Source organism: Pseudomonas sp. QS1027 (assembly GCF_002814235.1).
Classification (GTDB): Bacteria; Pseudomonadota; Gammaproteobacteria; order Pseudomonadales; family Pseudomonadaceae; genus Aquipseudomonas.
In genome coordinates this window covers 58,586-81,296 of sequence record NZ_PHSU01000020.1, presented here as the reverse complement: position 1 = coordinate 81,296, position 22,711 = coordinate 58,586, and the positions used below count along the sequence as shown (strand labels likewise).

Here is a 22,711-nt window from a genome sequence, read left to right as displayed (position 1 = left end):
CAAATGAACGGCAAGCCTAACCTGAATCGGGTGGGGGATGCATGGTCGGATGATGTGTTGTCAGTGCGGGCCCGCGAAGAGGCCAGTCGCTTCAGCGCAACGCCAGAACCGCAGCCCACTGTTCGGCTGTGACCGGCATCACCGACAAGCGGCTGCCTTTCTGCACCAATGGCATCTCCGCCAACTCGGCCTGCTGTTTCAGGTAGCCGAGCCCGAGAACTTTGCCGAAGGTCTCGACGTGCGCGACCTGCAAGGCGCTCCACGGATTCTTCTCGGCACTGGCCTTGGGGTCGTGATACGGGCTCTCGGGGTCCAGCGCCGTCGGGTCCGGGTACGCTGCGGCGACGATCCGACCAATCCCGGCAATCCCCGGCTCGGGGCAACTGGAGTGATAGAAGAAAAACTCATCACCCACCGCCATCGCCCGCAGGAAATTGCGCGCCTGGTAATTGCGCACGCCATCCCAGCGTGTCTCACCGAGCTTGGCCAGGCCTTCGATGGACAGTTCGTCGGGCTCGGATTTCATCAGCCAATAGGCCATGGTTTTGCTCCTTGGGCAATTTGTCGGGCAATTTCGCGCACTAACCGACGGTCGGTTGACGCCAGCGTTTGCGTAGTGCTTCACGTTATCGCAAAATGCCGGGATTTTAAGCTTGACGCTGCTGCACGGCCTATAACGAAAACCGTTGCTGTCATCGTGGGTCATTTGCCTAGGGGGGCAATCGATGAAACGCAAACCGGATTTACTATGGATTTTGGTGATTTTGTTCGGTTTGGGCGTGGTCACTACAGGCTATGCCCAGGGCCTTTGGTCCGGCAAGAAAGATGTACCGGTGGAAATCGTCCAGCAGCAACCGCAGCAGTCGACCCTGTTCAAGCGCTGATCCCGGCGTTTCTTGCCGGATAGACCCGATTGTTTATGGCGCGAAATACCAGGCGCGGTCCGTGACCGTGCCCTGTAGCGGCACATCCCAGCTGGCCTGATTCAACTTCCCGACTTTCTGACATTCATGGGCCAGCCCCAGCAGTGTCGGCTTGCGCCAGCTTTGGCGGCGGGCCAGATACGCCAGGCTGCGGTCATAGAAACCGCCGCCCATCCCCAGTCGTCCGCCCTCGATATCAAAACCCACCAGTGGCAACAGCACCAGGTCCAGCGTCCAGACCTTGCGTTGCGCGGCCAGCTTGACCCGTGGCTCAAGAATACGAAAACGATTGGGTTGCAGCTTTTCCCCCGGCCGAATGCGCTGGAACACCATCCGCGTGCGCGGCCAGGCGCTCAGCACCGGCAGATAGGTGTGCTTGCCACGTCGTTGTGCTTCACGCAGCAGCAGGCGCGGGTCGATCTCACCGTCGGTGGGCAGGTACAGGGAAATATGGCGGGCACGGCGAAACAGCGGGTGTTGCGCCAATTGCCGATACAGGCCGCGGGCAGCCTGGCGTTGCTCGCTGGCGCTGAGTGCGCGGCGGGCTTTGCGCAGCAGTCGTCGAAGTTGCGGGCGGGAAGGCGGCGCAGGTTCGGTCATGGCATCTGGCTTGGGCAATCGAGCGGCCAGGACGGCAACTCGTTAACACCACTGCCGGCAGCGATAGCCGGCACTGGGTTGAAATCAGGCTCCCCGACGTACCGCTGTCGGCTTAGCCCTTGAACCCGAGAGTTCAAGGTGGAAGATGCAGGGGGCCTTAAGGCTTTCCGTCTAGCGGACATGCACACCGGCCCCAACGTGCAACTTCCGTGGTTTTGCGAATCGGCTCAGGGACATCACCAACTGGCAAGCACTCCAGGGAGTGGCATCAGTATACCCGAAACTGGCTGTAGGAATCAGCCTTTGCTGTTGTCCGGATCAGCGGACAGCGCCAAATCGACACGATCAAGCAGATCACGCACCTGTTCGCGGGTCGAGCCGCTGGCCTGGACATCAGGGCGTTCCTGGCGGTGCAGCAGGTCATGGGTAATGTTCAGCGCGGCCATCACGGCGATGCGATCGGCACCCACGACTTTGCCGCTGCTGCGGATCTCGCGCATCTTGCCGTCCAGGTAGCGAGCGGCACTGACCAGGTTGCTGCGTTCTTCCTGCGGGCAGATGATCGAATATTCTTTATCGAGGATCTGCACGGTCACGTTATTGCTTGAACTCATGAGTCTTGCTCCAGGGCTTTGAGGCGCGAAATCATGGATTCGACCTTACGCCGGGCGATTTCGTTTTTTTCAATGAGGGTTGCGCGCTCCTCGCGCCAGGTCTTTTCCTGAGCTAGTAAGAGTCCATTTTGGCTTTTTAGTTGCTCGACCCGGGTAATCAGCAGTTCGAGTCTGGCCATCAGCGCGTGCAGGTCGGTGTCTTCCATCGGGTATCCACTGAAATATGACTGATGAGCGGTAGTAATCAAAGCCCGGAGCAAACGTTTGGACGGCCGATGGTCTGGCTCGTGCGCGAATGCTAGGATACAAGGCCTTCATTCTAGACATTGCGCCGCTTGGCGCCTAGCCGCCCATGCCCATTCAGAATTCCCCGTATAACGCCTTTGCCACCCTGCTGAGCACCAGCGGTCACCCTGTCTCGCCGGCCGAACTGCACGGCCTGTTGCTCGGCCGCAGCTGCGCCGGTGCCGGCTTCGAAGCCGACAGCTGGCTGGTGGACGCCGCCGAGCTGCTCGAAGGCGAACCGCAAGACAACGTGCGCAACGCCCTGATCGGCCTGCAAGAGATGGTCAAGGGCGAGCTTACCAGCGACGACATGACCGTTGTCCTGCTGCTGCCCACCGACGACGCGCCCCTGACCGAGCGTGCGATTGCGCTGGGCCAGTGGTGCCAGGGCTTCCTCGCCGGTTTCGGCCTGACCTACCGCGCCAACGCCCTGAGCGTCGAGGCCACCGAGGTGCTCCAGGACCTGGCGGCCATCGCCCAGGTGCAGGAAGCCCTGGAAGAGTCCGACGACGGCGAAAGCGACTATATGGAAGTCATGGAATACCTGCGGGTCGCGCCGCTGCTGCTGTTCACCGAAATCAACAAACCGGCTGAACCGGCTGCCAAGCCTTCTCTGCATTAAGAAGCCTTCAGACAGGGAGCTCCATCTGCCCATGATCCATATCCCGAAAGCGGAATACGCCCGGCGCCGCAAGGCCCTGATGGCGCGGATGGAACCCAACAGCATCGCGATCCTGCCGGCTGCCGCCGTGGCGATCCGCAATCGTGATGTCGAACATGTCTATCGTCAGGACAGCGATTTCCAGTACCTGAGCGGCTTTCCCGAGCCCCAGGCGGTGATCGTGCTGATCCCTGGCCGGCCCCACGGCGAGTACCTGCTGTTCTGCCGTGAGCGCAATGTCGAGCGTGAGCTCTGGGACGGCCTGCGTGCCGGCCAGGAGGGTGCGATCCGCGACTTCGGCGCCGACGACGCGTTCCCCATCAACGATATCGACGACATCCTCCCGGGCCTGATCGAAGGGCGCGACCGGGTCTATTCGGCCATGGGCAGCAACCCGGAATTCGACCGGCACCTGATGGAGTGGATCAACGTGATCCGTTCCAAGGCCCACCTCGGTGCGCAACCGCCGAACGAATTCGTTGCCCTGGATCATCTGCTGCACGACATGCGCCTGTATAAATCGGCGGCGGAAGTGAAGGTGATGCGCGAGGCCGCGGCGATTTCCTGCCGGGCCCATGTGCGGGCGATGCAGGCCAGTCGCGCCGGGCTGCATGAATTCAGCCTGGAAGCCGAGCTGGACTACGAGTTCCGCAAGGGCGGGGCGAAGATGCCGGCCTACGGTTCCATCGTCGCGACCGGGCGCAACAGCTGCATCCTGCACTACCAGCAGAATGACGCGGTGCTCAAGGACGGCGACCTGGTGCTGATCGACGCCGGTTGCGAGATCGACTGCTACGCCAGCGATATCACCCGCACCTGGCCGGTCAACGGGCGGTTTTCGCCGGAGCAGAAGGCGATCTACGAACTGGTGCTGGCTTCCCAGGAAGCGGCCTTTGCCGAGATCGCGCCGAACAAGCATTGGAACCAGGCCCACGAGGCGACGGTGCAAGTGATTACCGCCGGGCTGGTGGAGCTGGGGCTGTTGCAGGGCGATGTCGACGAACTGATCGCCAGCGAAGCCTACAAGGCGTTCTACATGCATCGCGCCGGCCATTGGCTGGGGATGGATGTGCATGATGTCGGCGACTACAAGGTCGGCGATCAATGGCGCGTGCTGGAGGTCGGCATGGCGCTGACCGTGGAGCCGGGGATCTATATTTCCCCGGACAACCAGAATGTGGCGAAGAAATGGCGAGGCATTGGTGTGCGCATTGAGGACGATGTGGTGGTGACCAGACAAGGTTGTGAAATCCTCACCGGCGGCGCGCCCAAGACCGTGGCCGAGATCGAGGCGCTGATGGCCGCTGCCCGGACCCAGGCGGCATGAGTCGGGTCAATCTGGCGATTATCGGCGGTGGCCTGGTCGGTGCCAGCCTGGCGTTGGCCTTGCAGGCCGGGGCCAAGGCCCGGGGCTGGAAGATTGCCCTGATCGAGCCGTTCGCTCCCGGCGACAGTTATCAGCCCAGCTACGACGCGCGCTCTTCGGCGCTGTCCTTCGGCGCCCGGCAGATCTATCAGCGCCTGGGGGTGTGGCAGTCGATCAGCCAGCGCGCCGAGCCGATCAAGCAGATTCATGTGTCCGACCGCGGGCGTTTCTCCACGGCGCGGCTGTCCGCCATGGAGGAGGGCGTGCCGGCCCTGGGTTACGTGGTGGAGAACGCCTGGCTGGGGCAATGCCTGTGGCAGGCGCTGGACCAGGAGGTGATCAGCTGGCGTTGTCCGGCCGAGGTCACCCACCTGCAACCGCTGGAAGACGGCTATCGCCTGACCCTGGGGGATGAAACCCAGCTGGACTGCGACCTGGCGGTACTGGCTGACGGCGGCCGTTCCGGCTTGCGCGAGCAGTTGGGCATCGGTGTGCGCAAGCGGCCTTATCGGCAGAGTGCGCTGATCGCCAATATCACCACCAGCGAAGCCCATAACGGCATGGCCTTCGAGCGCTTTACCGATGAGGGGCCGATGGCCCTGCTGCCGTTGCCGGAAAATCGTTGTGCGCTGGTCTGGACCCGACTCGGGATGGATGCCCAGCGTCTGGCCGCACTGGACGAGCGCAGTTTCCTCGCGGAATTGCAGGGGGTGTTCGGCTATCGCCTGGGCACCTTGCGCCAGGTCGGTGCGCGGCACCTGTACCCGCTGAGCCTGGTGGAAGCCGAAGAACAGGTGCGTGCGCATCTGGTGGTGCTGGGCAATGCGGCCCACAGCCTGCATCCGATTGCCGGGCAGGGTTTCAACCTGTCCCTGCGCGATGCCCAGGCCCTGGCCGAGACGTTGCTGGCGAGCACGGCACCCTTGGGCGACCTGGGCACATTGCAGGCCTATCAGGAGCGTCAGCGCCTGGATCAGCAGCTCACCGTGGGTTTCTCCGACCAGGTCACCCGCCTGTTCGGCAATGCCCAGCCGCTGGTAGCCCTGGGGCGCAATATCGGCCTGCTGGGCCTCGACCTGCTGCCGCCGGCCAAACGCTGGTTCGCCCGGCAGGCGATGGGCCTGGGTACCCGTTCCGATGTCTAGGGCCTTGCCGAGCACGGCCCGCGTTAACTTCATTAAGGCTTAAAGCATGGAAATGCGCGCAGATGTGCTGATTGTCGGGGCCGGAATGGTCGGAAGCGCCCTGGCCCTGGCGTTGAAAGACAGCGGGCTGGAGATTCTCCTGCTCGACGGCAGCCCCCTGAGCGTCAAGCCGTTCGACCCGCAGGCGGCTTTCGAACCGCGGGTCAGCGCCCTGTCCGCCGCCAGCCAGCGGATTCTCGAACGCCTCGGCGTGTGGGGCGGGATCAGCGCGCGGCGGGCCAGCCCGTATCGCGACATGCAGGTCTGGGACGGCAGCGGTACCGGGCAGATCCACTTCTCGGCGGCCAGCGTGCATGCCGAGGTGCTCGGGCATATCGTCGAGAACCGGGTGGTCCAGGATGCCTTGCTCGAACGTCTGCATGACTGCGACATGGGGTTGCTGGCCAATGCGCGCCTGGAGCAGATGCGCCGTTCCGGCGACGACTGGCTGCTGACCCTGGCCGACGGCCGCAAGCTGCGCGCGCCCCTGGTGATCGCAGCGGACGGCGCCAATTCGGCGGTGCGCCGCCTGGCCGGTTGCGCCACCCGCGAGTGGGACTACCTGCACCATGCGATCGTGACCAGCGTGCGCAGCTCTCAGCCGCACCAGATGACCGCCTGGCAGCGTTTTACCGATGACGGCCCGCTGGCATTCTTGCCCTTGGAGCGCGATGGGCAGCAGGACTGGTGCTCGATCGTCTGGTCGACCACGCCGGAGCAGGCGCAGCGCCTGATGCTGCTGGAAGAGGACGAGTTCTGCCGGGAGCTGGAGCGGGCCTTCGAAGGTCGGCTGGGGACCGTGCTGTCGGCGGACTCACGGCTCTGTGTGCCGCTGCGTCAGCGCCATGCCAAACGTTATGTGGCCGAAGGGCTGGCGCTGATCGGCGATGCCGCGCACACCATTCACCCGCTGGCCGGCCAGGGCGTGAACCTGGGCTTCCTTGATGCGGCGGTGCTGGCTGAAGAACTGCTGCATGCGCGCGAGCGCGGCGAGCGGCTGGCGGATGTGCGGGTGCTCAGCCGTTTCGAACGGCGGCGCATGCCGCACAACCTGGGGTTGATGGCGGCGATGGAAGGTTTCGAGCGGCTGTTCCAGGCCGACTCGCTGGCGCTGCGCTGGCTGCGTAATACCGGCTTGAAGAGCGTCGAGCAGATGCCCGAGGCCAAGGCGCTGTTCGTGCGCCAGGCGCTGGGGCTGACGGGCGACCTGCCGGAGCTGGCCAGGGCCTGACGGGCCCCGTGCAACATCTGGTAACTCCTCCGTCTCCGGTTAGGTTTGAGAAGCGAAATGTGAGTCACTATCATTTCGCGCTCATTTCGTAATCGAGAGACCGCTCCCATGTTGGCACCGAAGCGTCTACTGACTGCCCTGGCCCTTTCCCTCATGGCCAGCACTGCCCACGCTGCCGACGAAGTGGTGGTCTACTCCTCGCGCATCGACGAACTGATCAAACCGGTCTTCGACGCCTACACCGCGAAGACCGGGGTCAAGATCAAGTTCATCACCGACAAGGAAGCGCCGCTGATGCAGCGGATCAAGGCCGAAGGCGAAAATGCCAGCGCCGACCTGCTGCTCACCGTCGATGCCGGCAACCTCTGGCAGGCCGAGAAGATGGGCATCCTGCAGCCCTTCACGTCCAAGGTGATCGACGCCAATATTCCGCTGCAATACCGTTCGTCCGCCCATGCGTGGACCGGCCTGAGCCTGCGGGCGCGGACCTTGGCGTATTCCTCCGACCGGGTCAAACCTTCCGACCTGAGCACCTACGAAGCCCTCGCCGACAAGCAATGGGAAGGCCGCCTGTGCCTGCGCACGGCGAAGAAGGTCTACAACCAGTCGCTGACCGCCACCCTGATCGAAGTGCATGGCGCCGAGCAGACCGAGCAGATTCTCAAGGGCTGGGTCAGCAACCTGTCCACCGATGTGTTCTCCGATGACATCGCCGTGCTGGAGGCGATCAATGCCGGGCAGTGCGACGTCGGGATCGTCAACACCTACTACTACGGTCGCCTGCACAAGCAGAACCCGAACCTGGCGGTGAAGTTGTTCTGGCCGAACCAGGGTGACCGTGGCGTGCATGTGAACCTCTCGGGCATCGGCCTGACCCGGCACGCGCCGCATCCGGAGGCAGCCAAGGCCCTGGTGGAGTGGATGACCACCCCCGAGGCGCAGCACATCTTTGCCGACGTGAACCAGGAGTTCCCGGCCAACCCGGCGGTGCTGCCGTCGGCCGAAGTGGCGAGCTGGGGCAAGTTCGTGCCCGATACCTTGCCCGTCGAGATTGCCGGCAAGCGCCAGGCCGAGGCCATTCGCCTGATGGATCGCGCTGGCTGGAACTGACTTGGCCCATCCCGCCCAACGCCGCTGGTACCTTCCGGTATTTGCTGTCGCCGCCCTGGTACTGCTGCCGCTGAGCGTGCTGCTGTTGTCCTGGCAGTCGATCGACCTGCAGATCTGGTCCCACCTCTGGGACACCCAGCTGCCGCGTCTGCTGGGCAACACCCTGACCCTGGTGCTGGGCGTCGGCATCGGCGTCACCTTGCTCGGCGTGAGCCTGGCCTGGCTCACCAGCCTCTGCGAATTCCCCGGCCGGCGCTGGCTGGACTGGGCGCTGATGTTGCCGTTCGCCATCCCGGCCTATGTGCTGGCGTTTGTCTTCGTCGGCCTGCTGGATTTCTCCGGCCCGGTGCAAAGCCTGTTGCGCGAGTGGTTCGGCAGTGGCCTGCGCCTGCCCCGGGTGCGTTCCACCGGCGGGGTGATCCTGGTCCTGGTGCTGGTTTTCTACCCCTACGTCTATCTGCTCGCGCGCACCGCCTTCATGGCCCAGGGCAAGGGCCTGATGGAAGCCGCCCGGGTGCTCGGGCAATCGCCCTGGCAGGCGTTCTGGCGGGTGGCGCTGCCCATGGCACGTCCGGCCATCGGTGCCGGCGTGGCCCTGGCGCTGATGGAGACCCTGGCGGATTTCGGTGCCGTCGCGGTGTTCAACTTCGACACCTTCACCACCGCCATCTACAAGACCTGGTACGGCTTCTTCAGTCTCTCCAGCGCCGCGCAACTGGCCAGCCTGCTGCTTCTGGCGGTGATGCTGGTGCTCTACGGCGAACGCCGCGCCCGTGGCGCCGTGCGTGCTGGCAATGAGCGCCCGCGGGCCCAGCCGCTCTATCGTCTGCACGGGCTCAAGGCGCTGGTGGCCAGCGCCTGGTGCCTGCTGGTATTCGCCTGCGCCTTTGTCATCCCACTGCTGCAACTGCTGGTCTGGTTCTGGCAGCGCGGCCGCTTCGATCTCGATGAGCGTTACACCGGATTGATCCTGCACACCCTCTACCTGGGCGTCATGGCGGCGTTGATCACCGTCAGCGTGGCCCTGTTGCTGGCCTTTGCCCGACGCCAGGCGCCGACCCGGGTCATCCGTTCCGGGGTCAGCCTGGCCAATCTTGGCTATGCGCTACCGGGTTCGGTACTGGCGGTGTCGATCATGCTTGCGTTCAGCTATCTGGACCGGGTGCTGGTGATCCCGCTGTCGGGCTGGTTGGGCGGGGCGGGCAAGCCGTTGCTGCTGGGCAGCCTGTCGGCTTTGTTGCTGGCCTATCTGGTGCGTTTTATCGCCGTGGCCTATGGCCCGCTGGAAAACAGCCTGGCGCGTATCCGACCGTCCTTGCCCGAGGCGGCGCGCAGCCTTGGGGTCAGCGGGCCACTACTGTTTTGCAAAGTGTATCTGCCGTTATTGCTGCCCGGCGCCTTGAGCGCGGCGTTGCTGGTGTTCGTCGATGTGCTCAAGGAAATGCCCGCCACCCTGCTGATGCGCCCGTTTGGCTGGGACACGCTGGCGGTACGGATCTTCGAAATGACCAGCGAAGGGGAGTGGGCGCGAGCCTCGCTGCCGGCCCTGACCCTGGTGCTGGTCGGCCTGTTGCCGGTGATCGGCTTGATTCGTCGTTCGGCGCATCGAATCGGCTAGGTGTCATGGCTCCCCCTTGCGGCTACAATGCGCGGCATTCGGTGCGGTCCGTCTGACAGACCGGGTACGAAACAGGACTCAAGGCCCCACTCATAAAGGGCTCAAGCCGGTTTCCTGCCTGTCCGCGCCTTCGCCACGCCCGGAAGGAGAAACCCATGGGACAGCGTACGCCTCTCTATGACCTGCACCTCGCCCTTGGCGCGAAGATGGTCGATTTTGGCGGTTGGGATATGCCACTGCATTACGGTTCGCAGGTCGAGGAGCACCATCAGGTGCGACGTGACTGCGGCGTGTTCGATGTTTCGCACATGACCGTGATCGATATCACCGGCAGCCAGGCCAAGGCTTGGCTGCGCCATCTGCTGGCCAATGATGTCGAGCGCCTCGACGGACCTGGCCGCGCCTTGTACAGCGCGATGCTCAACGAGCACGGCGGGGTGGTCGACGACATGATCGTCTATCGCATCGAGTCCGGTTATCGCCTGGTGGTCAATGCCGCCACCCGTGATCAGGACATGGCCTGGATGCAGGCCCGGCTCGCCGGCTACGACGTGCTACTGCACGAGCGCCCGGAGTTGGCGATGCTGGCGATCCAGGGCCCCCACGCCCGGCACAAGATCGCCGAACTGGTGACCCAGTCCCGCGGCCAACTGATCCAGCAGCTCAAACCCTTCGAAGGCCGCAGTGACGGCGACTGGTTTATTGCCCGCACCGGTTACACCGGCGAAGACGGTCTGGAGATCATCCTGCCGTCCGACCAGGCCCCCGGCTTTTTCAACGACTTGGTGGGCGCGGGTATCTCGCCCATCGGTCTTGGCGCCCGGGATACCTTGCGCCTGGAAGCCGGCATGAACCTGTACGGCCAGGATATTCACCAGGATGTTTCGCCGCTGGCGGCCAATATGGCCTGGACCATTGCCTGGGAACCGGCCGATCGCGACTTTATCGGACGCAGTGCCCTGGAAGCGGAAAAAAACGCCGGGGCCAAGCTCAAGCTGGTCGGTTTGGTGCTGGAAGAGCGCGGCGTTCTGCGGGCTCACCAGGTGGTTCGGATCGCCGAGGTTGGCGAAGGAGAGATCACCAGTGGTAGTTTCTCTCCTACGCTAAGCAAGTCGATTGCGTTGGCGCGTGTTCCCTCGGCCACGGCTGATCGCGCTGAAGTTGAAATTCGTGGCAAATGGTACCCGGTTCGCGTGGTAAAGCCGACGTTCGTGCGTCATGGTAAAACCCTGATCTGACTTTTCCGGCGGGCCCTCAATCGCTCCGCCACTGAAACTTAAATTTGAGGACACTGAATATGAGCGATATCCCAGCTGATCTGCGTTTTGCCGAAAGCCACGAGTGGGCCCGCCTGGAAGCTGACGGTACCGTCACCGTCGGCATCAGCGACCATGCTCAGGAAGCCTTGGGGGATGTGGTGTTCGTGGAGCTGACTGAAGTCGGTACCGAGTTCGCTGCGGGCGATGCCGCCGGTGTGGTCGAGTCGGTGAAGGCGGCTTCGGATATCTATTCGCCGGTGTCGGGCGAGGTGATCGCGGTCAACGAAGCGTTGTCCGGCGAGCCTGAGCTGCTGAACTCCGATCCGCACGGCGCGTGGATCTTCAAGCTCAAGCCGAGCAATGTGGCGGAGCTGGAGAAGTTGCTGGATGCGGCGGCTTACAAGAAGACTATTGGCGAGTAACCCGCCACAGGGTTGAGCCAGCCCTCTCTCCACCGTAAGGGGAGAGAGGGCCGCCGGGGTTACGGCTGCAAGACCGCCTTGACCGCTGCCACCGAACGTTCGACGTCGGCCTTGGTCATGGCGTTGAACATCGGCAACGATACGATCAGGCGCCCGACGCGCTCTGAAATCGGGAACATGCCTTCCTTGAAGCCGCGCTCGCGGTACAGGCTCAGCAGGTGGATCGCCGGGTAGTGATAACCGATGCCGATGCCGCGCTGCTTCATCTCTTCCATGAAGGTCGCCCGTGCCGGCTGGCCGTCCTGACGCTCCGGCAGTACCAGCTGGAACATGTGCCAGTTGCTGTTGGTGAAATCCTTCACCGGTAGCTGGGCACCGTATTTCTCTTCGAAATCACTGCCAAGGCACTCGAAGTAGTACTCGGCCAGCCCGCGACGGTGCGGGGTGATCGCGTCGATATGGGCAAACTGGCCCAGGCCGATGGCGGCGGCGACGTCGGTCATGTTGAACTTGCCGCCCAGCACGTCCACGTCCAGCCCGTCATGGCCGGTACGGGTCACGCCCTGCAGGCGATACTTCTCGGCCAGACGGGCTTCTTCGGCGTTGTTCAACACCAGGCAGCCGCCTTCGGACGACGTGATGTTCTTGTTCGCCTGGAAGCTGAACGACACCAGGTCACCCAGGGCACCGATCTTCTGGCCGTTCCATTCCGAACCCAGGGCCTGGGCCGCGTCTTCGACGATGCGCAGGTTGTGTTTCTTGGCGATGGCGTACAGGCGGTCCATGTCCACCGGCAGGCCGGACAGGTAAACCGGGATGATCGCCTTGGTGCGCGGGGTGATGGCCGCCTCGACCTTGTCCAGGTCGATATTGCGGGTCACCGGGTCGATATCGGCGAACACCGGGGTCGCGCCGACTTCGATGATCACGTTGGCGGTGGCGACCCAGGAGATTGGCGTGGTGATCACTTCGTCGCCCGCGCCGATACCGGCGATGCGCAAGGCGATTTCCATGGTGCAGGTGCCGGAGTTGAAGGTGCGCACCGGACGTCCGCCGAAGTATTCCGACAGTTGCGCTTCAAAGGCCGCGACCTTCGGACCGCTGGTGATCCAGCCGGAGCGCAGGACATCGCCCACGGCGGCAATGGTCGCTTCGTCGATGGTCGGTTTGGAAAAAGGCAGGAAAGGAAGTTCGCTCATGGGGTCGTGACGTCCGATGTGAAGGCCGGGAGTGCTCTACCGGCAGTGAAGAGTAGACAGCAAGGCTGCAATGCTGGCGATGATACTGTTTTAAGGTGAAAAATCGGTGCTTTTTTTGCTGTCCGGACGCTGAACGAGCACGTCGGGCCGGTGCCTGGGCGTCAATCGGCGGTTTTTGCCGGGCAACGCAAAACGCCGCAGGTAAGCGGCGTTTTGGTGTGCGGGTGGAGCGCTTGAATCAGTTTTCGGCGACGGCGTTCTTCGCCAGGATGGCGTTGGCCAGTTCCATGTCGGTGGCCTTCAGGTCTGGATTCTCGGCGCGCAGCTTCTGCATGGCGGCCTCCAGGTAAGGGCCACGGATACCACCATTGCTGGCGACGAAGCTACCGGCATCATCCTGGGCCGCGACCACCAGCTTGTGGTCCTTGAAGGTCAGGTAGGTCGAGCCGGTGGTGGCGCCAGAGGAAATGACGTCACGCAAGAAGCCGTCGGCCATCGCCGCACCAACGGGGAGGGAGAGCAGGGCAAACACGGCAACAGCTGATTTGAGACGCATGAGAGTGACTCCGGTGTGGGTATCTGAAAGGTTTGATGCTCGTCGTCACGCCGTAGTTCCATCGACCTTACTGAATCCTTTCCACCTGCAGGGTACTGCCGTCCTGGCCGACCACCCGGACCTGGGTGCCCACCTCGCTATCCGGCCCGCTGGCCATCCAGACGCTGTCACCGACCTTGATCTTGCCGCGCCCGGCGACAATCGCGACATGCACCACGAACGTCTTGCCGACCAGATCGTGACCGCGCTCATTGAGCCCCGGCTGGTCGCTGGGCCGGGCGTTGCTGCGCTGGCGTTTCCACCAGAGCCAAGCCGTGAGGACCGACAGCACGCCGAACAGCACGAGCTGCAAGGTCCAGTGCAGGCCGGGAATCAGGTAGGTCAGGACGCCCACGGCCGCAGCAGCGGTCCCGACCCATAGCAGGTAGCCGCCGGCGCCGAATATCTCGAAAATCAACAACAGCGTGCCGAGGGCCAGCCAGTCCCAGAACGACAGGTGTTGCAGGAATTCCCACATGGGCGTTGCCTCAGGGTTTCTTGCTGTCGAAGGTGGCCTTGACGATCTCGCCGATGCCGCCGATCGCGCCGATCACCTGGCTGGCTTCCAGCGGCATCAGGATCACCTTGCTGTTGTTGGCCGAGGCCAGCTTGCCCAGGGCGTCGATGTATTTCTGCGCGACGAAGTAGTTCACCGCCTGCACGTTACCCTTGGCGATGGCCTCGGAGACCACCTGGGTCGCCCGGGCTTCGGCTTCGGCCTGGCGCTCACGGGCTTCGGATTGCAGGAAGGCCGACTGCCGGGCGCCCTCGGCTTCGAGGATCTGCGCCTGCTTCTTGCCTTCGGCGGTGAGGATCGCCGAGGCACGCAGGCCTTCGGCTTCGAGGATTTGCGCGCGCTTGACCCGTTCGGCCTTCATCTGCCCGGACATGGCCGCCATCAGGTCGGCGGGCGGGCTGATGTCCTTGATCTCGATGCGGGTCACCTTGATCCCCCACGGCGCGGTCGCTTCATCGACGGTGCGCAGCAGGCGCTCGTTGATGGCGTCGCGCTGGCCGAGCATGGCGTCCAGTTCCATGGAGCCGAGCACGGTACGGATATTGGTCTGCAACAGGTTGCGGATGGCGTGCTCGAGGTTGTTCACCTCGTAGGCGGCCTGGGCCGCGTTGACCACCTGGAAGAAGCACACGGCGTCGATCTGCACCGTGGCGTTGTCGGCGGTGATGACTTCCTGGGGCGGGATGTCGAGCACGCTTTCCATCACGTTGATCTTGCGCCCGATGCGGTCCATGACCGGAATGATGATGTTCAGGCCGGGCTTGAGGGTGTTGGTGTAGCGCCCGAAGCGTTCCACCGTCCATTGATAACCCTGGGGCACGACCTTGAAGCCCATGAACACCAGGGCAATGGCCAGGCCGACGAAGAGTAAAAGTACGCTACCGATTTGCATGACAATTCCCTGTTGCAAGTGTTGATCGAGAAGGCTGTTACCTTGAGTGTAACGGGGCTTGCCTGGATAAAAAGTGTTTACTCGGCAATGGACGCATGTCGTGACACTTTCATCAGCGCTGCTCGCTCTGGGGGGTGACCCGCAACACTTCCTCGACCGTGGTCAGCCCCGCCGCGACCTTCTGCGCGCCGGACAGGCGCAGGCTGCGCATGCCGTCCTTGAACGCCTGGCGACGCAGGGCCAGGAGGTCGGTGTCGGCGTGGATATGCGCCTTGAGGCCATCGTTCAGGACCAGGATCTCGTAGACCCCGGCGCGCCCGCGATAACCGGTGTCGCGGCATTCCAGGCAACCGACGGCGCGCTGCGCACCGCTCGGCATCGGCGCCTGCCAGGGCCGGGTCAGGCTTTGCCAGTCGTCTTCTTCCAGCTGGGTCGGCGCCTTGCAGTGCGGGCACAGGGTGCGCACCAGGCGCTGGGCCATGACCCCGAGCACGGTGGCCTTGATCAGGTAATGCGGCACGCCCAGTTCCAGCAGGCGGCTGATGGCGCTCGGCGCATCGTTGGTGTGCAGGGTCGAGAGCACCAGGTGCCCGGTGAGCGCGGCCTGGATCGCCATTTCGGCGGTTTCCAGGTCGCGGATCTCGCCGATCATGATGATGTCCGGGTCCTGGCGCATCAATGCGCGCACGCCGCTGGCGAAGGTCAGGTCGATGTTGTGCTGGACCTGCATCTGGTTGAAGGCCGGTTCGATCATCTCGATCGGGTCCTCGATGGTGCAGAGGTTGACCTCCGAGGTCGCCAGCTTCTTCAGGGTGGTGTACAGCGTGGTGGTCTTGCCCGAGCCGGTGGGGCCGGTGACCAGGATGATGCCGTTGGGCTGGCGGGTCATTTCCTGCCAGCGGCGCAGGTCGTCGGCGCCGAAGCCCAGTTGGTCGAAGTTCTTGAGCAGCACTTCCGGGTCGAAGATGCGCATCACCATCTTTTCGCCAAAGGCGGTGGGCAGGGTCGACAGGCGCAATTCGACTTCACCGCCGTCCGGGGTCTTGGTCTTGACCCGGCCGTCCTGGGGTTTGCGCTTTTCCGCGACGTTCATCCGGCCCAGGCTTTTCAGGCGGCTGACAATCGCCATGGTCACCTGGGGCGGGAACTGGTAGACGTTGTGCAGCACGCCGTCGATGCGAAAGCGCACCGTGCCCTGTTCGCGGCGCGGCTCGATGTGGATATCGCTGGCCCGTTGCTGGAAGGCGTACTGGAACAGCCAGTCGACGATATTGACGATATGGGCGTCGTTGGCGTCCGGCTCCTGGTCGCTGGCGCCGAGGTTGAGCAACTGTTCGAAGTTGCCCGGGTTATGGTTTTTCTGGTCGACCAGGCTGGCCCCGCTGACCGACTTGGCCAGGCGGAAAAACTCCACGGTGAAGCGCTGGATATCCACCGGGTTGGCCACCACCCGGCGAATCGGCAGCTTCAACACGTGGCTGAGGTCGGCTTCCCAGGCCCGTACATGGGGCTGGGCGCTGGCGATGGTCACGCCGTCGCGGTCGACCGCCACCGCGAGGATCTTGTGCCGCTGGGCGAAGGCGTAGGACATCAAGGCGGTCACCGCCGCCACGTTGATCTTCAGCGGGTCGATGCGCAGGTACGGCTGGCCGGCGTGGCGGGCCAGCCAGAGGGTGAGGTTTTCCAGGTCCAGGGGTTTGCCGGGACGGCTCAGGTCGGCCAGTTGCTGGCTGGCGATGAACTCCAGCGGATGCTGCTGGGTATCGCGCGAGGTGCGTCGGGTGGCCAGGGCCTGTTCGGCCGCGTCCTGGCTGATAAAACCCTGGGTCACCAGTTCGCGCAACAGCTCGTTGAGATCCAGCCAACGGTCCTGGGAGAGTGAGGCGACGGACATGCGGGCTCCTATGCGGTCGGTCCTGCAACGGGCGATTCAGACGTAGTCCCTGTCTGATCGTCAATTGCCAAGAATAGACGCGAGGCTGCCTGACGTTGGCGTCGATACCAAGACAAAGATTGCGATTCTTTTCAAAAAACCGTCAGCCCGTGGCCTGTGCACTGTGCAGCTGTGCGCCCTGGGTTGGTTGCAGGGCCACCGAGCAGACGCAGACCAGGTTGCGCATTTTCTCACCAATGACCTGGGCGCGGTGCCAGCTCAGGCCGTCCAGCACGATATCGATCGCCAGCAGCCCGTTGTTCTGTTGCGCCTGCACCTGTTGCGGGGTCAGGAACTGCAGGGCAAACAGGTTCAGCAGGCGACAGAGCAGGTCCGGTTCGGCTTCGGCGAGCACCTGGTAGCGCACCTGGCAGTGGGCGTTGCCCGCCGCCCAGACATCGGCACGGGTGGGAGCGTCATGGAGGGCTTCGGGGGAAGGCATGGTGGATTTTCCTGGGGCGGCGATGGGATAGGCTGGGGAAATTTTTACACGCCTGGCCGGGTATTTCTTATCTATGATGGGCTGATATCGTCTGATCAAGACATGATCTATTCGCTAATATCTGATTAGAGGGGTTTTTTATGCAAGGCGAGCTGGACATCTACGACCGCCGGATCCTGGCCTTGCTGCAAGAAGACGCCTCGCTTTCCAGCGCGCAGATTGCCGAGCAGGTGGGATTGTCCCAGTCGCCCTGTTGGCGGCGGATTCAGCGGCTCAAGGAAGAGGGGGTGATCCGTGCCCAGGTGACCTTGCTCGATCGCAAGAAAATCGGCCTCAACACGCAGATCTTCGCCGAGGTCAAACTCAACGCCCATGGTCGCTCCAACTTCACCGAGTTCACCGAGGCGATTCGCGGTTTCCCGGAAGTGCTGGAGTGTTATGTGCTGATGGGCGCGGTGGATTTCCTGCTGCGCATCGTCACGGCGGACATCGAGGCCTATGAGCGGTTTTTCTTCGAGAAGCTGTCGATGGTGCCGGGGATCCAGGAGGTCAACTCCATCGTTGCCCTGTCCGAGATCAAGTCCACCACCAGTTTGCCGGTATTGCGCCCGGCCTGAGGGTTTATTGGGCGAAGACGTCCTTGACGAACACCAGGGCCGGTTTGCCGTTCTGCGACAAGAACAGCACCGTGTAACGCTCTCCCTGTTCCAGCAGGCCCAGGTCCAGGGGCTCCGTGATCAGGTCGTCGTCGCAGAAACCTTGCACGGACAACTTGACCGGATTGACCTCACGTCGTTCCAGCAAGCCGGGGTTCACGTCATGGAAAATCAGCTGATCCTGCCCGCCTTCGCGGCGCAGACCGCCGCGGCTGCAGTCGGGGTCGGCGTTGATCAAGGCCACTGAAGCCTGGAGGTCATTGAAGTCTTTCGGTTGCTCGCGCACGGTCAGCAGTTCGAAGCCCTTGTCGCCGGGCACGACCACGACGGTCACGAACTCGCCGGGGTCCAGTTTCAAGCTGACCGGCACGCTGACACCGGCACTGCTCAAGGCGCCCGTGACCGATTTGTCAGCGGGTACCGTGGAGAACACCGAGATGGCTGACGGGGCCAGCGTCGAAGGGGTCTGTTCGCCCTCCGGGAGCACGTCGAGGGGCGTGTCCAGGGCGTTGACGAAGCGAATGAAAGCCGAGTCCCGGCTCGGCCCGGTGGGATAGAGCGCGGGATCGGCGTGGGCGGCAGCGAAGCTCATCAGCATCGCCAGACCCAACAGCAGCTTGCCTGCCCTGTTCATTTTTCGACCGCCTTGAGCGCCGGGGCCTGCAACAGCGCCTTGACGATGTCCTCGCTCCAGGTCTGGTAGCCGGTGCGGGTCAGGTGCTGGCCGTCAATGGTTGCCCATTGGCCCTTGGTGGAGAACTGCAACGAGTCGATATAGCTGCACGGCGCGACGTTTTTCGCCAGGAAGTCCGACATCGTCTTTACCCGTTCGTAGGTCTTGCCGTACATACCGCCCTCGCTACCCCAGTTCGGCCCGACCCAGACGCAGGGCGTGTGGTGGGCGGCGATGGCCTTGACCAGGCTGTCGGTCTGTTTCCAGATCCAGGCCTTGGGGAAGCTCGGCTTGTCGTAGCTGGCCATGGTGTCGCCCATGACAATCAGCGTGAGGTTGGGTTTGTCGCTGTCGAGCAAATCGCCGATCGAACGGGTCGATGCACCGACCAGCACTGTGGCCTCGGCCGTGCCCCGACGTTCGGCGCCTCCGCAGGGGCTGGGCGTGGCCTTGAGCCAATCGCCGGCATTGGCCCCGCAAATGCCCAGGGAGTGGACCTGGGCACCCTGTCGGCTGAGGGCATCATGCAGCGGGTTGAGCAGAAAGTCCGGGGTGGCCAGGTGGCTGTCGCCGATGATCAGGATGGTCAGGCCCGCCAGTACGGATGAGGTTGCCACGGTGCACGCTCCCTGGAGTCAGTTGGAGTAAGGCGAACGATAGGGGCTGACCGGCAAGGCCATGGGCCCGGTCATTTTCTCGAACAGGTAACGCAGGTACAGCTCGGCGCTCACCTGGCGGTAATCCTGGGCGTTATCAATGCCCAGGGAACCGCCGAGCAGCACGTTCGAGCCGAGCCGGTATTCGCCCGCCGCATTCAGGTTGTAGCCGATGCCGGTGCTGCTCTGGCCCGGATACGAGAGGTTGTTGGCGGCCTGTTCGGCGGCGTGGCCGGGAAAGTAGTCGGCGCCTTTCTGGTCGATGTGCTGGACCCCCACCGCGCCGCTGAGCTTGTAGGTGAAACGGTCGGAACGCTGGGACCAGGTGACCGGTACCGCCATGGAGAAGAACGTCTGCGGGCTGAAGTAGCCGCCGTGGCCGTAGGTGAAGAAGCCCTGGTTGTTCGCGTAGGACAGGGCCGTGGTGCTCAGGCCCACGGTCAGTTTGTCGTCGGGCTGGTTGTCCAGGTACCAGTAGATCCCGCCGCCCAGTTCGGAGCGGGTGTTGGACTCGACGTTGTTGCCGATCAGCTTGTGCAGGGCGCCGTAGCCGTAGACCCCGACTTCCTGGTCGTCGTAGCCGAGCTGGGCGCGTCCGCCGTTGGCCGTTACGCCACCCCAGGTCACGCCGGTCCGCCGGTCCTCGGTGCCGGCGAAGGAGGTCACGCTGTCGGTGACCGGGCGCCGCGAGAGGGCGATGCTGTAGTGCATGTTGGGGCTGGACACCAGCGGCTGGTCCAGGCTCACGCCGCCGATCACCGTGTTGTAAGTGAAGCCCACGGGGCTGACGCCGATATCGGCCTTGATGCCGTGTTCCGGGTTTTCCACCGCCACCGCCATGCCCACGCCGTTGGCCTGCTGCGAGCCGGGGGAGCCGCTGGCCAGGCCGCTGCCGAAGCGCGTGAGGCTGTCGCTCTGGACACTCCCGGCGTGCAGCGAGACCGGCGTCACCCGTAGCGCCACGCGATTGTCACCGGCGGGCAGATTGGCTTCGAAGGGCGTTTCGACATCGGTCAGTTTGCTCAGGCCCGATTCATTGTTGTTGCTGCGCACGCTCAGGCCCTGGGCGATATAACCGCTGCGCTCCTGGAGAATGTCATTCAGGGCCTGCTGCGCCGGGCTCAGGTCCGCACGCGAGGGTTCTCCCGAGCGGCTCCCGGGGGCAAAGGGATTACCGCTCGGGGTCGGGTCGCTGTCCGGGCCGCCGTCGGAAGCGTCCGAGCTGGCGTAGAGCGACGGCGCCATGGCCGGATCCGGCGGCATGGTATCGGCGGCCTCGCTGCCCGGCATCAGCGGATCCACGCTGCGGGCCGCGGTACGGCGCGATTGTCCGGTCTGAGTGCGGAAGGGGTTGTCGCTGTCGTCGTCCGGGCTGTCGAGGGGCTGGCTGTCGCGGCGCTGGCCGCCTTCGATGGCCACGGCCTGGCGCAGCAGGTCGGCGGCCTCGGCGCTTTTGCCCATGGCTCGGTAGGTTCCGGCCGCGCTGATCAGCACTTTCGGCACCCCCGGCTTGAGCGCCAGGGCGGTCTTGAGGGACTGGTCGGCCTGGGCATAGTCGTGGTCCTGGGCGGCCAGGCTGGCGACGCTCAGTTGCAGGTCGGCGTTGCGCGGATCGTTCTGCAGCAAGGGTTTGTACAGCGCCATGGCCTTGGCGTTGTTGCCGTTGGCGGCATACATCCGCGCCAGCGCCGAGATCGCCTGGGTGTCGTGGGGGTATTGCTTCAGGATCGGCTTGAGCAGGTCGTAGGCCCCGGCCAGATTACCTTTCTCGCGCAACTGGTCGGCCTGCTTGATGCGGTACAGCTTCACCAGCTCGGCGTAGTGGCGGTGATCGCTGTCGTTGAGCCGCGCTCCTTGCAGGGAACGGAGGATGTCCGCGGCATCGTTGTCCTGGTCGGCCTTGAACAGGATATCGGCGTACAGCAGTTGCAGTCTGGCGTCGGGACTGGGGGAGCGTTCCACCAGGTCGCGCATCAGGGCCACGCCCTGTTGCGGTTGCCCGGCGTCGATATAGGCCGAGGCCAGGATCGCCACCCGATCCGGCTTGCCGGCGGTCAGGGCCTGGCTGCGGGCCAGCAGCGCCTGGGCTTCCTGGCGCTGGCCGCGTCTGAGGTTATCGACGGCGGCTTGGGTCTGCACATGCAGGGCGATCTCCTTGCCCAGTTCGTCCATCTCGCGGCTGCGTTTGGCCGGCGGGATGCGCGCGAGGGTGGCCTGGGCGTCCTGCCATTCGCCCAGCTGGACCGCGAGCAAGGTCCGGGTATAGAGCGCATCGGGTTGATCAGGGTGACGTTTGAGCAGGTCGTTGACCTGGTCCTTGGCGGCCTGGGTACGGCCTTGCCCCAGGTAGATCCGCGCCAGGGCAAAGCGCGTCCAGGTATTGCCCGGGTCATCCACCAGCGCCTGGCGGTAGGCTTGCTCGGCGGCGCGCAGGTCGCCGCGCTGTTCGGCGAGCCGCGCCACCTGGGTGGCGCGCAACGAGCGGATGGACACGGCGGAGCCCAGGCGGGCCTGGTCCGCCGGCGGGATCGAGTCGATCAGCTTGAGCGCTTCATCGGCTTTGCCCTCCTGCGAGAGCACCGCGATCAGGCCGCTCAGGGCCTGGGGATCGTCGCGATGACTGGCGAGGATGCGCCGGTAGCTGGCCTCGGCCTGGGCCAGTTGGCCGCGCTCGGCCTGCAAGTTGGCCAACGCCACCTGGCTGGCTGGCTGGCCGGGGTTCTGGCGGGCGGCCTGTTCGATCATGTTTCGCGCCTGGTCCTCACGTCCGGCCTTTTGCGCCTCGCTCGCGCCGGCCATCAGCCGCCAGTAGCGGACGTTGTCCAGTGCCTGTTTCCAGGGGTGTCCGCCGGGCTGTTGGGTGGCCCGCTGCAGCAAGTCCTCGGCCTCGTTCAAACGGTCCTGCTTTTGCCGCAGGATACCCAGGCCGCCGAGGGCGTCGGGGTCGTTGGGTTTCTCCTTGAGGCGCGCCTGGAACGCCTGTTCGGCGGCGGCCAGGTCACCGCCTTCGAGCGCCTGAAGGCCTTGGGCGTCCTGCGGGTCGCGTTGCCAGGCCGGGGCCTTGCGGACGGGGGCCGCACTGCTGCGGGCGAGGGTCTTGCCCTTGTTCATCAGGTCGCGGATTTCCTTGTCGTCCGGGTGCGCGGCGAGGAACTGTTCGAACAGCGGGACTTGCGCCGGCGCCGGCGGGCCGATCCAGGTCAGGGCGAAGCGCCAGGTTTCGTTGGCGTCGCCGCCGACATCCTTGTCCTTGGCGAGGACCGCCAGGCGACGGATGCCTTCGGCCCGGGTATCGAGGTTGCGGACCATGTGCTTGGCCAGGAACAGCGCCACGGCGTGGTCGTCCGGGCGCTCACGCAGCAGTCGTTCAAGACCGGCCCGGGCCTCCTGTTCACCGCCCTTGGTGTAACCCAGCAGGTAGTAATACTCGCGGGCCAGGGTTCCCTGGGGCTGGCGACCGTTGAGCAACTGGCGGTAGATCTTCACCGCGTCGTCGTACTTGTCGGCGTCCACCAGTTGCCGGGCCTGGGCCAACAGCCGGGCCTGCTCATCGCTGCCCAGGGCAATGTCCTGTTCGAGTTGCTGGGCCTGGCGGGGTTGCGGCACCAGAGCCTGCAAACGGGCCAGGTACTTTCTTGCTTCCTCCGGGCGCTTGAGCTGGACGTTGCTCAGCCCCAGGCCATAGAGCGCTTCCGGTTGATCGGGGGCGATCAGCAGCAACTTGTTCCAGGCGTCGATGGCCCGGTCGGGGTTGTTCTGCGACTGCCAGTAGCGTCCTTGCTCGATCAGTTGCGCCTGTGGATCGTCGGCCCGGGCCTGAAGGATCGGGCTGGCCAGGGCAAACAACAACGTCAGGGTGAGGGTGTGGCGCATGC

The 22,711-nt window shown here is 64.1% G+C and carries 23 protein-coding genes and 1 other RNA gene; 10 read left to right on the top strand and 14 right to left on the bottom strand.

What is annotated here, in order from left to right; all coding sequences use genetic code 11:
- Window positions 1–91 precede the first annotated feature (91 nt).
- A complete protein-coding gene (locus tag CWE01_RS19000) occupies window positions 92–541 on the bottom strand; it encodes an EVE domain-containing protein (protein WP_100942083.1) in 450 nt (149 codons plus the stop codon).
- Between the two features lie 184 nt (window positions 542–725).
- Between CWE01_RS19000 and CWE01_RS18995 the strand changes: the two genes are divergently transcribed.
- Entirely contained in the window at window positions 726–884 is a 159-nt protein-coding gene (locus CWE01_RS18995) for a hypothetical protein (protein WP_100942082.1), read from the top strand.
- Between the two features lie 33 nt (window positions 885–917).
- On the opposite strand, the gene CWE01_RS18990 is transcribed toward CWE01_RS18995, so the two are convergent.
- The 4 genes from CWE01_RS18990 to CWE01_RS18975 form a co-directional block, all read right to left on the bottom strand.
- Entirely contained in the window at window positions 918–1,523 is a 606-nt protein-coding gene (locus CWE01_RS18990) for a 5-formyltetrahydrofolate cyclo-ligase (RefSeq protein WP_100942081.1), read from the bottom strand.
- Between the two features lie 86 nt (window positions 1,524–1,609).
- Window positions 1,610–1,788: non-coding RNA, 6S RNA (ssrS, locus tag CWE01_RS18985), on the bottom strand.
- Between the two features lie 31 nt (window positions 1,789–1,819).
- A complete protein-coding gene (locus CWE01_RS18980; protein WP_100942080.1) occupies window positions 1,820–2,137 on the bottom strand; it encodes a cell division protein ZapA in 318 nt (105 codons plus the stop codon).
- Window positions 2,134–2,343 carry a TIGR02449 family protein gene (locus CWE01_RS18975; protein WP_100942079.1) on the bottom strand — a complete coding sequence of 70 codons (210 nt, stop codon included), beginning with the start codon at window positions 2,341–2,343 and terminating at the stop codon, window positions 2,134–2,136. Before CWE01_RS18975 ends, CWE01_RS18980 begins: the two co-directional genes overlap by 4 nt.
- A 146-nt stretch (window positions 2,344–2,489) precedes the next feature.
- On the opposite strand from CWE01_RS18975, the gene CWE01_RS18970 reads away from it, so the two are divergent.
- The 8 genes from CWE01_RS18970 to gcvH all read left to right on the top strand — a co-directional run bounded on the left by CWE01_RS18970 (window position 2,490) and on the right by gcvH (window position 11,273).
- Entirely contained in the window at window positions 2,490–3,044 is a 555-nt protein-coding gene (locus CWE01_RS18970; protein WP_100942078.1) for a YecA family protein, read from the top strand.
- Window positions 3,045–3,075: 31 nt separating this feature from the next.
- Entirely contained in the window at window positions 3,076–4,410 is a 1,335-nt protein-coding gene (pepP, locus tag CWE01_RS18965; RefSeq protein ID WP_100942077.1) for a Xaa-Pro aminopeptidase, read from the top strand.
- Window positions 4,407–5,594: a 2-octaprenyl-6-methoxyphenyl hydroxylase gene (gene ubiH / locus CWE01_RS18960; protein WP_100942076.1), complete on the top strand. Its 1,188-nt coding sequence runs from the start codon at window positions 4,407–4,409 to the stop codon at window positions 5,592–5,594. The genes pepP and ubiH overlap by 4 nt, the downstream gene beginning before the upstream one ends.
- A gap of 52 nt (window positions 5,595–5,646) precedes the next feature.
- Entirely contained in the window at window positions 5,647–6,864 is a 1,218-nt protein-coding gene (locus CWE01_RS18955) for a 2-octaprenyl-3-methyl-6-methoxy-1,4-benzoquinol hydroxylase (protein WP_177145403.1), read from the top strand.
- A 108-nt stretch (window positions 6,865–6,972) separates the two neighbouring features.
- Window positions 6,973–7,974 carry an extracellular solute-binding protein gene (locus CWE01_RS18950; RefSeq protein ID WP_100942074.1) on the top strand — a complete coding sequence of 334 codons (1,002 nt, stop codon included), beginning with the start codon at window positions 6,973–6,975 and terminating at the stop codon, window positions 7,972–7,974.
- A 1-nt stretch (window position 7,975) separates the two neighbouring features.
- Window positions 7,976–9,592 (top strand): iron ABC transporter permease, encoded by a 1,617-nt coding sequence (locus CWE01_RS18945; protein WP_100942073.1) that lies wholly within the window; start codon window positions 7,976–7,978, stop codon window positions 9,590–9,592.
- Between the two features lie 155 nt (window positions 9,593–9,747).
- Window positions 9,748–10,830 carry a glycine cleavage system aminomethyltransferase GcvT gene (gcvT, locus tag CWE01_RS18940; RefSeq protein ID WP_100942072.1) on the top strand — a complete coding sequence of 361 codons (1,083 nt, stop codon included), beginning with the start codon at window positions 9,748–9,750 and terminating at the stop codon, window positions 10,828–10,830.
- A gap of 59 nt (window positions 10,831–10,889) precedes the next feature.
- Window positions 10,890–11,273, top strand: a complete 384-nt coding sequence (gene gcvH, locus CWE01_RS18935) for a glycine cleavage system protein GcvH (protein WP_100942071.1) — start codon at window positions 10,890–10,892, stop codon at window positions 11,271–11,273.
- A 59-nt stretch (window positions 11,274–11,332) separates the two neighbouring features.
- Here gcvH and CWE01_RS18930 read toward each other — a convergent pair whose 3' ends face one another.
- The 6 genes from CWE01_RS18930 to CWE01_RS18905 all read right to left on the bottom strand — a co-directional run bounded on the left by CWE01_RS18930 (window position 11,333) and on the right by CWE01_RS18905 (window position 16,851).
- Entirely contained in the window at window positions 11,333–12,472 is a 1,140-nt protein-coding gene (locus CWE01_RS18930; RefSeq protein WP_100942070.1) for a DegT/DnrJ/EryC1/StrS aminotransferase family protein, read from the bottom strand.
- A 238-nt stretch (window positions 12,473–12,710) separates the two neighbouring features.
- Window positions 12,711–13,028 (bottom strand): DUF2388 domain-containing protein, encoded by a 318-nt coding sequence (locus tag CWE01_RS18925; RefSeq protein WP_100942069.1) that lies wholly within the window; start codon window positions 13,026–13,028, stop codon window positions 12,711–12,713.
- Window positions 13,029–13,095: 67 nt separating this feature from the next.
- The gene (locus CWE01_RS18920; protein WP_100942068.1) at window positions 13,096–13,545 is read right to left on the bottom strand and encodes an NfeD family protein; all 450 of its coding nucleotides are present in this window, start codon (window positions 13,543–13,545) and stop codon (window positions 13,096–13,098) included.
- Between the two features lie 10 nt (window positions 13,546–13,555).
- On the bottom strand, window positions 13,556–14,476 hold the full coding sequence (locus CWE01_RS18915) for an SPFH domain-containing protein (RefSeq protein WP_100942067.1): 921 nt from the start codon (window positions 14,474–14,476) through the stop codon (window positions 13,556–13,558).
- Between the two features lie 112 nt (window positions 14,477–14,588).
- Window positions 14,589–16,370, bottom strand: coding sequence for a GspE/PulE family protein (locus tag CWE01_RS18910; RefSeq protein WP_100942066.1), 1,782 nt, complete (start codon window positions 16,368–16,370; stop codon window positions 14,589–14,591).
- Window positions 16,371–16,512: 142 nt separating this feature from the next.
- Window positions 16,513–16,851, bottom strand: coding sequence for a hypothetical protein (locus tag CWE01_RS18905; RefSeq protein WP_100942065.1), 339 nt, complete (start codon window positions 16,849–16,851; stop codon window positions 16,513–16,515).
- 140 nt (window positions 16,852–16,991) lie between these two features.
- On the opposite strand from CWE01_RS18905, the gene CWE01_RS18900 reads away from it, so the two are divergent.
- The gene (locus CWE01_RS18900) at window positions 16,992–17,468 is read left to right on the top strand and encodes an Lrp/AsnC family transcriptional regulator (protein WP_100942064.1); all 477 of its coding nucleotides are present in this window, start codon (window positions 16,992–16,994) and stop codon (window positions 17,466–17,468) included.
- Between the two features lie 4 nt (window positions 17,469–17,472).
- Here the strand turns inward: CWE01_RS18900 and CWE01_RS18895 are convergent, their stop codons facing one another.
- The 3 genes from CWE01_RS18895 to CWE01_RS18885 are packed head-to-tail and all read right to left on the bottom strand — an operon-like array spanning window position 17,473 to window position 22,709.
- On the bottom strand, window positions 17,473–18,141 hold the full coding sequence (locus CWE01_RS18895) for an alginate O-acetyltransferase AlgF (protein WP_100942063.1): 669 nt from the start codon (window positions 18,139–18,141) through the stop codon (window positions 17,473–17,475).
- Window positions 18,138–18,797 carry an SGNH/GDSL hydrolase family protein gene (locus CWE01_RS18890; RefSeq protein WP_100942062.1) on the bottom strand — a complete coding sequence of 220 codons (660 nt, stop codon included), beginning with the start codon at window positions 18,795–18,797 and terminating at the stop codon, window positions 18,138–18,140. Before CWE01_RS18890 ends, CWE01_RS18895 begins: the two co-directional genes overlap by 4 nt.
- An 18-nt stretch (window positions 18,798–18,815) precedes the next feature.
- Entirely contained in the window at window positions 18,816–22,709 is a 3,894-nt protein-coding gene (locus CWE01_RS18885; RefSeq protein WP_100942061.1) for a cellulose biosynthesis protein BcsC, read from the bottom strand.
- Window positions 22,710–22,711: the final 2 nt, after the last annotated feature.